Below are 14,147 nucleotides of genomic sequence, written 5' to 3'. Positions count from 1 at the left end.
GATGCTTGCAAACAGCCCACCGCTGCCCCGCGGCGCATCCGCGTCCGGGTCATGCTGCCAACAAGGCGCCCTCGACGATGAGAGGGCGCGGGGAAGACCGGACCTCGACTGAGGCCCGTGGCCCGCCTGCGGAAAAAAATGCAGGCGGCAGGTACCACGAGTTCAGCCGGACGACCCGGCCTTCCCCGCGCGGCTGGTTTTAACGGCTGCTTCGCGCTCTCCCTGGGGACCGGCTTGTTGCCCCCATCGCCGGCGCGACGCGTCCTCCGCATCATCAGCCAGCTTGACCTCAGCATCGGGAGGTCAGGACCACGCGACTTGACCGTACGCACCAGGCTCGCTCGCCGGCCCGCTTGCGCGAAAGCCCCAAGCCCGACACGTCCACCGCTCCCCGCTTGCTACGCTCCGTGACGATCGGCCGAAACGCCCCTCTTCATCGCGAACGGGATGGCCGAGACAATCGATCTGATTTGCCCGACGACACAAGGCACGCAGCATGCGACAAACTGGCTCGACGGGCAGTTGGTGCATGAGGGGGATGCGGAAATTGCCCGTCGGGCATGAGGGCAAAATCCAATACCGCCCTGTAGCAATGCGAAGGCCGCCGCCGACAATTGCGTCGCTCGGAACCTAGCCATATAATTGAATGGCGCTGCAAACGAAGGACGATCTCATGACGTCGACCACCTTGACCGTGCACGTCGATGCCAGCGTGAATGAACGCCTGGAACGGTTGGCCGAGCGCACTGGTCGGAGCCTCGATGTGGTCGCGGCCGAACTGATCAACGATTCGCTTGATGTTTATGAGTCGCAGGCAGAGGGCATCCAGCAGGCCATCTCGTCGCTTGATCGGGGTGAAGGAATTCCCCACGAGGACGTCAGGGATTGGATCGCGTCCTGGGGAAGTCCAACCGAACGGCCGGTGCCTGGGAACGCGCTCAAGGGCAGCTCCAAGCGGCAATGACTCCAATCTGGTCTCCGCAGGCGATCGCTGACCTCGTCGCCTTGAGGGCCTACATCGCGCAAGACGATCCGGCGGCAGCACAGCGCGTTGCACTTCATATTCTCCGGAATGTCGAGACTCTGTTGGCCAATCGTCCACAAATGGGGCGACATGGTCGTGTTCAGGGCACACGTGAACTCGTCATCCCCAAGACGCCCTAAATCGTCCCGTATCGGCTATCCAACGATGTGATCCAAATCCTACGGGTGCTTCACAGCGCGCGGCGTTGGCCCGAGTGCTTTTGAATCACATGCATGCAGATAACGGAGCTTTCGGCGGGCTACCTTCAACAATCTGATGGAAAGCCCTTCGGGATTCTCTCTCTCTCGAAGACCGCCTCGGTGATCTTGTCCCGGAAGTTCCTGATCATGGCAGGCATGTATCACGACATGATACAACCGTGAAGTTTGCGACTGCTAAGTCGGTCATTTCGGAACGATCCCAGCCGGCTCCCGTTAATTCCTATGCCTTCGATCGAACTCGCCAAGCCGCTCTCTCGAGCGATGCAGATCTATCGCCGCGTGGCCAGACATGATCTGGACCCGGGAACGCGGCGCGCGCTAGCGCGGCATATGCGCGGGATGGCTGAACAGGGCATGCATGATCCCGGCCGGCTGACGGTCTGCGGTCTGAGTTATTTGCGCGAATTGGACCGGCAGCGCGGCCGCGAGCGATCCTGAGCTGCAGCGGCGGCTTCGCGGCGATCGATCGTGAGCAGGCCACATCTCGGAACCGCGATCGCTTGGCGTCACGTCTTTCATTCAGGCGATTGCGACGCGGATGGCCGGGACAGGCCCGGCCACGACCACGTTGAAACAGCCAGGCGCATCGCTCGGATCGGCTGATGCGATTGCCCTGCTCCCGGTATCAATCGTCTGCTATCGCGCACCCGCCTTAGTTCGCGCTGATCGCGTGCAGGTGCATCGCGAGCATCATCGGATCATGATGCGGCTCGGCGGAATAGCCGGCATAGGCTGCGGTGTGGTCGTGGGCTGCGCCGGCATCGGTGCCATTGGCCGCAGCCGCATCGGCTTGCGCGTTTGCCAGCACCTGCGCGGCGCCGGCGGCGTCACCGAGCTTGGTCAGGCTGGCGGCGGTCTCCGCGGCGACAGCGGACGCGATCGCGGCGGCCTGGGCCGGCGTCTGCAGCGGCGCGGCGACGCCGGCGGCGTGGGGAAGCTGGGCGAGCAGCGCCGCGGTATCCGGCGTCTTGATGTTGTAGCCGAGTGTTTCCAGCACCACGAGGTCGATCGGCGACAGCGTCTGCGACGTGGTGGGATTGTAGAATTCGTTCAGCGGATCGCGGGCGCCCTGGATGCCGGTGTTGAGGAAGTCGGCCGGATCCGACATCTGGCCGTAATCGGCGATCTTGGTGACGCCGCCGTCGAGCGAGAAGTAAGCGGGCGGGCCAGAGCCGATGTTGTTGTTGATCAGATGCTGTCCCGGCTTGGTGAAGTCGAACAGGTCGAAAATGTCGAGATTGCCCGGCGACGGCACCCGGCCCAGCGCATGCGACAGCTCATGCAGCGCGACGCCGACCAGCGACTGGCTGGGGATGTCGGTGTTGAAGACGGCGAAGCCGTCCTGGGTGGTGGTGCTGTTCGGATCGATCAGCCCGAGCACCTTGGCCTGCGCATTGGCGACGAACACCTGAGAGTGGCCCTGCACGGCCCTTGTGGTCGGCAAATTGTCGAACACGGTGTCGCCGGCCGCGGCATGATCCTGCAGATCGGTGCGGAGCTGCGTGTAGTTGGCGAGCACGCCGTTGCTGACATTGGCGCCGGCGCCGCCGCCGGTGCCGGCGAAGTCGATCGCGAGATTGACGGTGGCCTTGTCGGTGATCGCCGACGACAGGATCGCGGCAGCCTGCTCGACGCCGGCGCGGAAGCTTTCCGGCGCGGCCGCCGCGGCGGCATCGAAGTTCAGATTGAAGGTGAGGCCGCCGGTGTGGACCGAGACGGTCTCTGAGCCGTCGGCATGCACGACCGGAGCCGACACCGCACCAGGCGGCAGCACGAACGGCGTCGCTGCCGCAGCCGTCGCGGTCGGAGTGTTCTTCGCAGCAGCCGTGTCCGGCATCAGGGCATCGGAGCTCAATCCGAGCTGGTCATAGGTCAGCGTGTTCATTGGACGGACTCCCTCCCGTGCCCCGCATCCTCATTTGCGAGACGTTCGCAATGGGCGGACCATCGTCGGCAACTAAGTGCAAAGTCTGACGCCGTCGGACCGTCTTCAGGGCATCGGCGCCACGGTTTGGATGCGCGATGCGCGCCTTGCCATGCTGCCGCCGCGCTGGTCAGGCGCAGCGAACGCAGGCAATCTGCCGCCGGCGTTCCGCCACACATCCAGCCACAGACTTCATCAGCCCGTCCGAATCGAGAGATCGTCATGAAGCATCGTCAGCTCGGCCGCTCCGGCCTCAACGTCCCGCCCCTCTGCTTCGGCTGCAACGTGTTCGGCTGGACCGTGGACGAAGCGGCGTCATTCCGCCTGCTCGACAAGGTGCTGGACTCCGGCCTCAACTTCCTCGACACGGCCGACGTCTATTCCCGCTGGGTGCCCGGCCACACCGGCGGCGAGTCCGAGACCATCATCGGCAAATGGATGAAGCTGCGCGGCAACCGCGACCGCGTCATCCTCGCCACCAAGGTCGGCATGGACATGGGTGACGGCAAGGTCGGGCTGAAGGCGGACTACATCGCGCGCGCGGTCGAGGACAGCCTGCGCCGGCTGCAGACCGAATTCATCGATCTCTATCAATCGCACAAGGACGACGAGACGACGCCGCAGGAGGAGACGCTGGCGGCCTATGACAAACTGATCAAGGCCGGCAAGGTGCGCGTCATCGGCGCCTCGAACTTCTCGGCCGAGCGGCTGCAGGCCGCGCTCGACATTTCCAAGGCCAACAACCTGCCGCGCTATGAGAGCCTGCAGCCGGACTACAGTCTCGCCGAACGATCGGTGTATGAAGGCGCGCTGCAGCGCGTCTGCGAGCAGAACCAGGTCGGCGTCATCACCTTCTTCTCGCTCGCCGCCGGCTTCCTCACCGGCAAGTACCGCTCGGAGGCCGACTACGGCAAGAGTCCGCGGGGACAGCGCGGCATTCCGAAATACATGAACGAGCGCGGCATGCGTATCCTCGCCGCGCTGGACGAGGTGGCGAAGGAAACCGGCGCCCAACAGGCCTCCGTCGCCTTGGCCTGGCTGCTCGCCAAACCGTCGGTGACGGCGCCGATCGCCAGCGCGACCAAGCCGGAGCATGTCGATACCTTGGTCGCAGCGACGCGGCTCGCGCTGACGCCCGATCAGGTTGCGCGGCTCGACACCGCAAGCGCTTGAGTTGTTAGTTCGTTCATCCAAAGCACGGCGCGACGCGTTGACGCATCGCGCCGTGAGCTACGCGGATCTTCCGCACAACGCAATTCCAGCACAGGCGTGGAGCCAGTCGGGCTAATTTGCAGCGTCTTGACCGACATCTGGGGCATCGCCTCGCAGCGGCCAAAATTCGGCCCGGATCGAAACGTTAAGTGCACTGCCAAATTAGAAAGACTCAAAGGGAAAGCGTTGGGGGCAGGTGTGTCGCGTGTTCGTCTTTGCGTACTCGTTTCGACAATCATGCTGGCGGCCACTGCGGCATTCGGCCCCAGTGCCGAGGCGCAGCAGCAGCCGCGTCCGGCGACCGGCGCGGCCAATGTCGGCAATCTGCCGGATCGGGATTCGCTGAACTCCGGCACGGTCACGGTCATCACCGCGCCGATCGGCGGACCGATGTCGGTGATGGGCTCGGACATGGCCGCGGTGCTCGACGACGGCGAGAATCTCCGCGTGCTGCCGATCCTCGGCAAGGGCTCAGCGCAGAACCTCGTCGACATCATCATGTTGAAGAACATCGACATGGGCTTCGTCGCCACCGACGCGCTGGAATTCGTCAAGACGGAATATAACATTCCGGACATCGCCCAGCGCGTCCGCTACATCGCAAAACTGTTCCACAACGACGTCCACATCATCGCGCGGCGCGAGATCCGCTCGCTCGAGGATCTCAATGGCAAGCGCGTGTTCGCCGAGCGATCGATCGGCCTGCCGGCCGCGACCACGATCTTTCGCCGGCTCGGCATCCGCGCCGACATCGACTCCGTGACAGACCCGACCGGCGGCCTGCAGAAGCTGATCGACGGCCAGGGCGATGCCTGGATCGCATCGGTGTCGAAGGACGCGCCGATCATCAAGGGCATCAAGAACGAGGGCGGGCGGCTGCATCTGCTGCCGGTCCCGTATGACCGCGCGCTGCAGGACATCTATCTGCCGACATCGTTCTCGTCGGAGGAATATCCCAACCTGGTGCCGCCGGGCACCAAGGTCGACGCGGTCGCGGCGTCCACCGTGCTGATGGTCTATAATTGGCCTGAAAATAGCGACCGCTATCGGCGCACGGCGCGGTTCGTCGATGCGCTGTTCGGCAAGATCCAGGTGCTGCAGTCGCCGCCGCGGCATCCGAAATGGCGCGACACGGTGCTGTCGGCGCCGGTGCAGGGCATGATCCGCTTCAAGGCGGCGCAGGACTGGCTCGACGGCGCACGTGCGGTGCAGTCGCCGTCGAGCGACGGCAATCCCGCCGAGTTCCGCAAGTTTCTCGACGAGCGCAAGGCGCAGGCGCGGATGTCGTCGGACGAAGCGGCGAAGCTGTACAGCGACTTTCTGAAATGGCAGCGAAGCAAGGACGCGCGCTGAGGCTGCGCATCAAGGCGGCCCGCCGCGGCAACTAAGCCTTCACAACGGCGCGGCGCCGGAGCGGCAAGGCGGCTTCGCCTGTCACCGATGCGCTCGACGGCTGCGCCGCTGCGCGCGCAAAGCTCAGCTCGACGGTGGTGCCGCCGCCCGGCGTCTCCCGGAGTTCGACGCGCCCCTGATGCGTGGCCATGACCTGCGACACGATCGAAAGCCCGAGCCCCATGCCGTCGCCGCGCGCGTGTCCGCGCTCGAACGGCTGCAGCAGGCGCTCGGGCTGATCGGAGTCCAGGCCGGGGCCCGAATCGATCACGCTCAGCTGCGCGGCGGGATTGACGTCGACCAGGATCGGACCGCCCGAGCCGGCATGCGTGACCGCATTCCTGATCAGGTTCGAGAGCGCCACCGCGATCGCAGGCTCGGAGCCTTGGATCCAGACCGGCGTCTCCGGCGCAACAAAACCGATCTCGAGCTCCGCCTTCAGCGCCATCGGAACATGCTCCGCGGTCACGCGCCGCGCCAGAGCAACGAGATCGATCTCGGTCGGCTCGATCGGCTCCATCGAGATGCGCGCGAGCTGCAGCAGCATGGTGACGATCGACGACAGCTTCTGGTTCTCGGCCACCAGCCGCGCGCGCAGGCCGGGATCCTGAATCGTCTCGAGCATCGTGCGCGCATTGGTCAGCGGCGTCCTCAGCTCATGCGCGGCATTGGAGAGGAAGTTGCGCTGCGCCTCGGCGGCATGGTCGATGCGCGACAAAGCGCGATTGAACGCGGTGACCAGCGGCAGCAGCTCGGCCGGGGCATCCTGCTCCGGCAGGCGTCGGCCATCCGGCACGCCGTCGATCAGCTCGGCCGCCCTCGCCACTGCGCGAACCGGGCGCGCGATCAGCGCCGGCATGAACACGAGCGCCGCAACCACCGTGGCCAACAGGACGAGAATGATCGGGAGCGCGACGATCGTCGCATCGGTCAGCGTGCCCAGCATCAGCTGGGTCGAGGTGTAGGCGACGCCGCCGGTCTCGATCCAGACCTCGCCGACCGGCGTGTTGCGGACCGCGGTCATGCGCTTGAGGTTGCGGGTCTCGCCGTCGATGGCATAGGCCAGGAAGCTGGTGCCGTCCTGCGTCGACGGATTCTTGTGCGGCCGCCATTTCGGGATCGGCCCGTAGCTGACCTCGCCGCTCTTGTCGGAGACGACGTACCAGAAGGTCGGAAAGTCCTGGATGATCTTGTCGAGCCGCGCCGTCTGCTTGACCAGCAGCTTGCCGCCGGCGTCGCGCGCCACCGCCTCCTTCAAGGCATCGGCGACATCGGCGGCACCCCAGGTGCCGTCATCGTCGCCGCCGAACCGGATCAGCAGGGCAGCGGCGCAGATCAGCATGATGGTGCTGACGATGCCGATCAACGTCGCCGACAGCAACGTGATGGACCGCCGGATGCGCGCGAGCTTCTGCCACCTGACCTTCATCACTCGCCGCTCATGAGATAGCCGAGGCCGCGCACCGGCTTGATCGTGGCCTTGCAATTGGCCTCGCGCAAACGGCGGCGCAGCCGCGACACATGCGCCTCGATCGCATTCGACTGGATCTCGTCCTCGAAGCCGTAGGCCGCCGATTCCAGCGTTTCGCGCAGGACGACACGGCCGCTGCGGCGGACCAGCGCCTCGAGGATCGCCAGCTCGCGGCGCGGCACGACGATCGGCGTCTGATCGACAGTGACCGCGCGGTTGACGATGTCGTAGGTCAGGTTGGCGATGGAGACCATCGCGCCGCGATCGAGCGATAGCCGGCGCAGCACCGCGCGCGCCCGCGCGACCAGCTCGATCGGCTCGAACGGCTTGGCGACATAGTCGTCGGCGCCCTCGTCGAGGGCGCGGGCGATATCGGCGGGATCGTCGAGCGCGGTCAGCACGACGGTCGCCGGGCTCGGCTTCTGCTGCCGCAGATCCGGCAACAGCGCCAGCCCGTCGCCATCGGGCAGGCCGCGATCGATCACGACGAGCTCAAAATTGCGCACGGCGATCGCGGCGCGTCCCTCATCCAGCGTGGTGACGACGTCGGACGAGCCGAAGGCCGTTGCGAGCGTATCCCGCAGCCAGATTCCGAGCTGCGGATCATCCTCAACGACCAGTACGCGCACACTATTCTCCTGCATGATAGGCGAGCCGAGGTCTTCTATCATTACGGACGGATTACAATAGGATTACGTCGCCAGCACTCACCTACCATTCTTGCAAGCTCCTGACATCATAGCGATTTTTTCACGAGCCTCGCCCGGCACGGATTTTTTTCGGACGCCTCGCGGGCGGCGAGCCGACACTGCGGCGATGGTTCCACCGCATCTTCGACAATGCGAACACGGCCGGCTTGTGGGTCGGAGTCCTTGCAATCGTATGACGTGAGGACAACGGCCGGAGTTGACGCTCCGCTATTAGATCGCTCTAGAGCTTGACGTCAGTCTGTCGTAATCGTCTCCGGCAAGACTTGAACAAACAAGCAAGCTCCAAGGATTCCATCACATGAAGCCGGACGCATGATCGACCGCACAGTGCGGCAGCCAACTCCGGTTCCATTCGCGGCAATGGCGCGACGTTCATCGCGGCTCGGATCATGGATCTGCAGAGACGCTCAAACCCGGCTGCCCCACGGCGGCCGACCTCCGGCGGAGTCCCGGCGAACGCAGCATTCAGCGCGCCGTCATTGATGCCATCCGGAATGTTCTACGACCTGTCTTTTTCCGCGGCCGCCGAGCGGTCGGACCGGAATCCGGCGACGTGGCGCCGGCCGCTGCTGTGCTGGCTGGACGCCGTCGAGGCGGGCTGGGCGGTGCCGCTGCTGCTGGCCGTCTTCGTGGCCATGTGGACGGCCTATCTCTCGATCGCCTATTCCGGTGCCGGGCTGCACCCGGATGTCCTGGAGACCTGGACCTTCGGACGGGATTTCGGCTGGGGCTACGCCAAGCATCCGCCGCTGATGGGCTGGATCGCCGGTGCCTGGACCACGCTGTTTCCCACGTCCGACTGGTCGCTTCACCTGATGGCGATGACCAATGCCGCCGTGGCGCTGTGGTTCGTCGACCTGGTGTCGCGGCGCTTCATGGCCGGCGACAAGCGGGTCATCGTGCTGCTGCTGCTGATGCTGACGCCTGCCTACCAGTTTCATGCACAGCGCTTCAATGCGAACTCGGTGCAGCTCGCGACCTGGCCGCTGGCCACCTACTGCTTTCTGCGCGCGTTCGAAACGCGCAACCTGCTCTGGTCCGTCGCGACCGGCGTCGCGGCCGCGATCACCCTGCTCGGCAAATACTATTCGATCTTCCTGCTGATCAGCTTCGCGCTCGCCGCGCTCGCCCATCCGCAGCGGCGGGCCTATTACGGCTCGGCATCCCCCTGGATTTCGGGGGCAGTGGGGTTGGCCGCGCTGTGGCTACATCTGGACTGGCTCGCCGCCAACGATGGAGCCCCCATTCATCACGCAATGACGCATGCGAGGTCGGATATCTCGACCTCCTTGCGGGATTCCCTGTTCTTCGTGCTCGGCCTGCTGGCGGCGATGGCCGTCCCGGCCGTGACCTGGATCGTGGTGGCCGGCTCCCGGATCAAGCACGTCGGCGCAGAGATGGCCGCGCTGGACAATGGCCTGCGGCTTCTGTTCTACGTCGCGATCGGCACCGTCGCCCTGCCCGTGATCAATGCGGTGGTGATGGGCACGGACCTGCCCTCGCTGTGGGCGCTGCAGGGATTGTTCCTGTTCGTGGTGGTGGTCGTCGGCGGCGCCAGCTACGAGATCAAGCGCTTCCACACCGTCAACATGGCAGTGATGACCGCCACAATTGCCCTCGCCGCCGTCACGATCGGCGCTCCGCTGCACGCGTACTACCGCAACAGCTACGGCTATGAAGAAGGCCGTACGTTCTATCGGCAGACCGCGGAGGAAGCGACCCGCCTCTGGCGCGAGCAGACGGGACGGCCCCTCAAGCATGTCAGCGGCACCGAAAGCCTCGCGCTGGCGACCGCATTCTACAGCCCGGATCATCCCTATTACGCCCTGCCCGCGACCGCACAGCGCCACCTGCAGGACACCGAAACAAACATTACCAACCCCGAGGGCTGGGTTTTGCTCTGCTTCGAGGACCAGCAGGATTGCATCGAGTCCGCCGAGGCGATTGCCGTCGCCGGTCGGAACTCCACCCGGCACGCGTTCGCCCTGCAATCGCGACTGTTCGGATGGCCGGGGCGGACGCGCGGCGTGGTCGCCTTCCTGGTCACCCGCTGACCGGCGCCAAGCGAAGGCCCCAAGGTCGGCCAAAAAAGAAAGGCCCCGCACCGGCGGGACCTTTCTCACAATCGTCAGGCGTCGGTCTCAGTAGCCGTCCCACGCCCCGTCCGAGTAGCCGTCGCGGTAGCCGGACGCGTAGCCATGGTCGTAGCCGCCGCCATAGCCCACGTCATAATCGTAGGCGCGGTAACGGCGATGAACGACGCGCGGCGGCGGGAAGTCGTCATAGCTGTAGACGTAGGTGGGAGCGGCGCGGCTCGTCGCCGCCGATCCGATCAGAGCTCCGATCGCCAGGCCACCGACGACACCGGCTGCGACCGCCGCGCCGCGGTCACCGGCATGGGCCGGCATCGCCGTCATGCTCGCGATGAGCGATGCTGCAAGCAGAAGCGCACCAATTCGTTTCATTCCGTTCTCCCTCACTCGCTGAGCGGTGTGCGGAGGAGACTCGTTGCTGGCGCTTACCGCATCCTTACACAGAGCGTCGGCTCTCTCTCAAGAGCTAGACCATGCGGAGACGACGGGATGAAACGGACTGAAGCGCCATCATCGCAGGTCGCCCGGGTGTGTGTGGGGCTGGGGTCACAGCCCGGACGACCTGCTCGCTGGATTCCGACGACGTTCGAAGCCATGCGGCACCAGCTCATGATGGAAGACGTCGCAGTCGGGACGGAGCCGACCCTGTGAGGTCGGTTCAGCTCTGCAACGTCGATCCATTGTCTTAGCGGCCGAACCACACATTGCCCGTCGGCAAACTATCAATGCCGACAACGCAAATGGATTTGCGAATTCGATGCGTCTTCAACCGCAAGGACGCGAGGACAATGGAGTCCCGGCCTTACCGCAGCATTACATCCTGCGCGCAGTTGCCAAGCTTGCAACTGTCGCTCGGATGAAATCGATTCGAGCGCGCTCTGTTCGCAGCGCTGAGCGATATCTTGCCCGCCACATGCGGGCGGTTTTCCCGACTGGGAACTGGATAATCGCAACGGAGGTCATGCCAGGCCGGACACTGTCGCGCCTCCCTCGCCGGCCACATGCTCTCCGCGTTGCCACCAGATTCTCTCATTCCTCGGTGCAACGTAGCGGCCGGGCGAATCGGCGGCATCCCGCCTGAATTGTTGTGCGGCTCTCCTGCCATCTGCTAAAGCATGATCCGGAAAAGTGCGCAGCGGTTTTCCGAAAAGATCATGCGCAAACAATAACCTAAAGCGCGATGACGATTCATCCTGATCTCATCGCGCTTTAGGGAATGCGCCATTGCGATCGACCGGTTGGGAGAGTGAGTGTCTCTGACACGCGAACGGATCGAGGGGCTGGCCCCCGACCAGGCCTCGCTTGCCGCAGCGCTCAAGCTGGTGAAGCCCGCCAGCTGGCCGGTGCTGGCCGCCAGCACTGACGCCGAGACGCTGTGGGGCGAATGCCAGGGGTCCGGCGCGACGCCCTACCGGGTCGTGACCGCCGCCGATGGCGGCGGCTACAAATGCACCTGCCCGAGCCGCAAGTTTCCCTGCAAGCATGTGCTCGCCGTACTGTGGCTGCGCGTGGATAAGCCGGAGCGGTTCGAGAGCGCGAGCCCGCCGCAATGGGTCGAGGACTGGAGCGCACGGCGGCGCGGCAGCAGCGGCCGCGCACCGGGCAAGCCGAAGACCGAAGGCGAAGAGACCAGCGCGGCGCCGTCGCTCGATGCGGCGCTGGCCGAAGCTGCGACGCCGGCCACGGTCGATCCGAAGGCGGCTGCCCGCGCCGAGGCGCAGCGCGAGCGCATCAAGGCCGAACGCGAGACCGCGATCCTCGCCGGCCTGGACGAGCTCGACCGCTGGATCGCGGACCAGCTCAATCAGGGCCTCGCCGATTTCGCCACGCGCGCGGCAGCGGCCGGGCGCACGCTGTCGACGCGTCTCGTCGATGCCAAGGCCGGCGGCCTGGCCGCGCGGCTCGAAGCGCTCGGCACCGAGCTGTTTCGCGTCGGCGACGAGCGCCGCGCCGATCTCGCGATCGAGCGGCTGGGCGCGATGACGTTGATCGCCTCAGCCTATCGGCACCAGGATCGCCTGCCCGCGCCGCTGCGCGAGGATGTCAGGCGCGCGGTCGGTTGGTCAGTGCGCCGCGAGGAGCTGCTGGCCGACGTCACGGCGCCGCGCGCAAGCAGCGTCTGGATCGTCGCCGCCAATCTGTCCGAGGTACAACCCGACAAGCTGCGACGTCTGGAGACCTGGCTCGTCAACGCACGCGACGATGTCAGCCAGCCCCGCGCCGCTGTGCTGATCGACTTCGTACCGGTGTCCGGCGGCGGCACCGGCTTTCCGTTCACACCCGGCGAGGTGATCGACGGCGAGATCGTGTTCTATCCGTCAGCCGCACCGTTGCGCGGACTCTTGGCGAGTCGCAAGACCGGGGTCGCCGCGTCGTGGCCGCACCCGCTCCCAGGCCTCGCGGCGGCGCTCAAGGACTACGCGGCGACGCTCAGCGTGCTGCCATGGCTGGAGCGCTGGCCATTGCTGCTGGCGAATGTCGGGCTGCGCACCGCAGGCAAGGGCGCGCTTGCGATCACTGACGCCAGCGGCGGGGCCATCGCGGTCGAGCGCGGCCAGTCCGATCAGTTGATGCCGCTGCTTGGTCTCGACGGCCTGTCGATGCTGTGCCTGTGGGACGGCCGCATCGCGCAGGTGCTCGCCGCCGACACGCCGCTCGGACGTTGGCATCACGAGGATTGACGATGGCGAACCCGATCGATCCGCAGACCCACGCCCGGCTGCGCCAGTCCTTCCTGCTCGGCCTGACGCGCCAGCCGCTAGCCGTGCCGGCCGCCCTCACCGAGTTGTTGCCGCGGGAGCGCGAGCCGGCGCTGCCGCTGCTCGCGCTGGCTGCGCAGTGGCAGCGTTTTGCCGGCACGCCGGCGCCGGTCGCCGATGCCGTTCCGGACGCCGCGCGGCGGCTGCACGAGGATGCGCGGCCGATCCTGCCGGAGCCTGCGCGGCGCGCATTGAAGGCCTTGGCGCGCAGCGTCGAGAAGTCGCTCGCGTCGAACGTCCTGCCGCTGGCGTTGCGCCGTATCAATGCCAGCGGCTGCCGGCTGCATCCATTCGACCTGCCGGACTTTGCCGCTCACATCAAGGCGGAAGCCGGCGACCAGGGCCTCGCCGAACGCGCCTTTATCGCGTTGATCGCCGCAGACTCCGACGAGGACGCCGCGAAGGGCCTGTTCTTCGAGCGCATCACCGCCGAGACCTGGACCACCTTCCCGAGGGCACAGCGGCGGGCGTTCGTCGCCGGGATTCGCCGCGACAATCCAGCCGAAGGCCGCGCGCTGATCGAATCCGTCTGGAAGAGCGAGCCCGCACCGGTGCGCGCCGCGCTGCTTGATGCGCTGGTGGTCGGTCTTAGCGAAGAGGACAGACCGTTCCTGGAGGGCCTCAGCGCCGATCGCGCCGACAGCGTCAAGCAGCTCGGCGCTCAATTGCTGATGCGCATCGCCGAACGTGCCGAACGCGGGACGCGTCTTGCGGAAGCCGCGCAATGCTTCCAGCGCGCGAGCTCGCTTCTGTCCAAGATCGGCCTGGGCTCGGCAGCGACGCTGACCTTCAAGCTGCCGAGCGACGGGCTGAAATGGCAGGAGACCGAAGCCCTGCGCGAGCGGCTGTTCGGCGGCCTGCAGCTCTCCGCGCTCGCAGGAGCCGTCGGCGCACCGCCCGAAGCGCTGATCGCGGCGCTGCCGCCGAGCGAACATCGCGTGCTGATGCTGCTGATGGACACAGCCGCAGCCGAGGGCGACGACGACACGGTGATGCGAATCATCGGCGCGCGCCTCGGGGCCGGCGAGCAGCTCAATGGATACACCTTGATGTCGCTTGCGGCGAAGGCCCGCGAGCCGCTGGCCCCATCGATCGCCGAGCGCGTGCTGGCGTCGCCCGCCTGGCAGAAGACCATTCAGGAGCTCGCGGAGGCGACCACGCCGGCCGCACAGAAGGACGACGGACGGCTGGTGCTGATGGCCGCGCTGATGCCATCCGCGACGATCGCCGCGTTCACCGCCTCGCTCGCAGCGTTGCCGCTCTCGACGAGCCGGGCGGCGAAGGATTTCACCGATCTCGTTCTCGCGCTGCCAGCGTGAGCGCGCCACATGATGCCGGGAG

At 66.0% G+C, this 14,147-nt stretch carries 12 protein-coding genes; 8 read left to right on the top strand and 4 right to left on the bottom strand.

Annotation, left to right across the window (positions count from 1 at the left end; translation table 11 throughout):
- Nucleotides 1-673: 673 nt before the first annotated feature.
- From BRAD285_RS01520 to BRAD285_RS01505, 3 genes are all read left to right on the top strand, one after another.
- Nucleotides 674-964 (top strand): CopG family ribbon-helix-helix protein, encoded by a 291-nt coding sequence (locus BRAD285_RS01520; RefSeq protein WP_139020574.1) that lies wholly within the window; start codon nt 674-676, stop codon nt 962-964.
- Entirely contained in the window at nt 961-1,164 is a 204-nt protein-coding gene (locus tag BRAD285_RS01515) for a type II toxin-antitoxin system RelE/ParE family toxin (protein WP_244422091.1), read from the top strand. Before BRAD285_RS01520 ends, BRAD285_RS01515 begins: the two co-directional genes overlap by 4 nt.
- A 303-nt stretch (nt 1,165-1,467) precedes the next feature.
- The gene (locus BRAD285_RS01505) at nt 1,468-1,683 is read left to right on the top strand and encodes a hypothetical protein (protein ID WP_035644990.1); all 216 of its coding nucleotides are present in this window, start codon (nt 1,468-1,470) and stop codon (nt 1,681-1,683) included.
- Between the two features lie 214 nt (nt 1,684-1,897).
- Here the strand turns inward: BRAD285_RS01505 and BRAD285_RS01500 are convergent, their stop codons facing one another.
- A complete protein-coding gene (locus BRAD285_RS01500; protein ID WP_006610191.1) occupies nt 1,898-3,130 on the bottom strand; it encodes an NF038122 family metalloprotease in 1,233 nt (410 codons plus the stop codon).
- 261 nt (nt 3,131-3,391) lie between these two features.
- Here BRAD285_RS01500 and BRAD285_RS01495 point away from each other — a divergent pair, with 261 nt between their 5' ends.
- Nucleotides 3,392-4,342: an aldo/keto reductase gene (locus tag BRAD285_RS01495; protein ID WP_006610189.1), complete on the top strand. Its 951-nt coding sequence runs from the start codon at nt 3,392-3,394 to the stop codon at nt 4,340-4,342.
- 276 nt (nt 4,343-4,618) lie between these two features.
- Nucleotides 4,619-5,734 carry a TAXI family TRAP transporter solute-binding subunit gene (locus BRAD285_RS01490; RefSeq protein WP_050886761.1) on the top strand — a complete coding sequence of 372 codons (1,116 nt, stop codon included), beginning with the start codon at nt 4,619-4,621 and terminating at the stop codon, nt 5,732-5,734.
- Nucleotides 5,735-5,765: 31 nt separating this feature from the next.
- Here the strand turns inward: BRAD285_RS01490 and BRAD285_RS01485 are convergent, their stop codons facing one another.
- Nucleotides 5,766-7,202 (bottom strand): HAMP domain-containing sensor histidine kinase, encoded by a 1,437-nt coding sequence (locus BRAD285_RS01485; RefSeq protein WP_006610187.1) that lies wholly within the window; start codon nt 7,200-7,202, stop codon nt 5,766-5,768.
- Nucleotides 7,202-7,873, bottom strand: a complete 672-nt coding sequence (locus BRAD285_RS01480; RefSeq protein ID WP_035645003.1) for a response regulator transcription factor — start codon at nt 7,871-7,873, stop codon at nt 7,202-7,204. The genes BRAD285_RS01485 and BRAD285_RS01480 overlap by 1 nt, the downstream gene beginning before the upstream one ends.
- A gap of 575 nt (nt 7,874-8,448) precedes the next feature.
- On the opposite strand from BRAD285_RS01480, the gene BRAD285_RS01475 reads away from it, so the two are divergent.
- A complete protein-coding gene (locus BRAD285_RS01475) occupies nt 8,449-10,008 on the top strand; it encodes a glycosyltransferase family 39 protein (RefSeq protein WP_035644987.1) in 1,560 nt (519 codons plus the stop codon).
- Nucleotides 10,009-10,095: 87 nt separating this feature from the next.
- On the opposite strand, the gene BRAD285_RS01470 is transcribed toward BRAD285_RS01475, so the two are convergent.
- Nucleotides 10,096-10,419, bottom strand: coding sequence for a hypothetical protein (locus BRAD285_RS01470; RefSeq protein WP_006610184.1), 324 nt, complete (start codon nt 10,417-10,419; stop codon nt 10,096-10,098).
- An 878-nt stretch (nt 10,420-11,297) separates the two neighbouring features.
- On the opposite strand from BRAD285_RS01470, the gene BRAD285_RS01465 reads away from it, so the two are divergent.
- Nucleotides 11,298-12,728 (top strand): SWIM zinc finger family protein, encoded by a 1,431-nt coding sequence (locus BRAD285_RS01465; RefSeq protein ID WP_006610183.1) that lies wholly within the window; start codon nt 11,298-11,300, stop codon nt 12,726-12,728.
- Between the two features lie 2 nt (nt 12,729-12,730).
- The gene (locus BRAD285_RS01460; RefSeq protein ID WP_006610182.1) at nt 12,731-14,125 is read left to right on the top strand and encodes a DUF5691 domain-containing protein; all 1,395 of its coding nucleotides are present in this window, start codon (nt 12,731-12,733) and stop codon (nt 14,123-14,125) included.
- The last annotated feature ends 22 nt before the right edge of the window (nt 14,126-14,147 follow it).

Origin of the sequence: Bradyrhizobium sp. ORS 285, assembly GCF_900176205.1 — a bacterium.
Lineage (GTDB): Bacteria > Pseudomonadota > Alphaproteobacteria > Rhizobiales > Xanthobacteraceae > Bradyrhizobium.
Note: the sequence above shows the minus strand (reverse complement) of the source record. Positions and strands in the feature narration are given on the sequence as shown.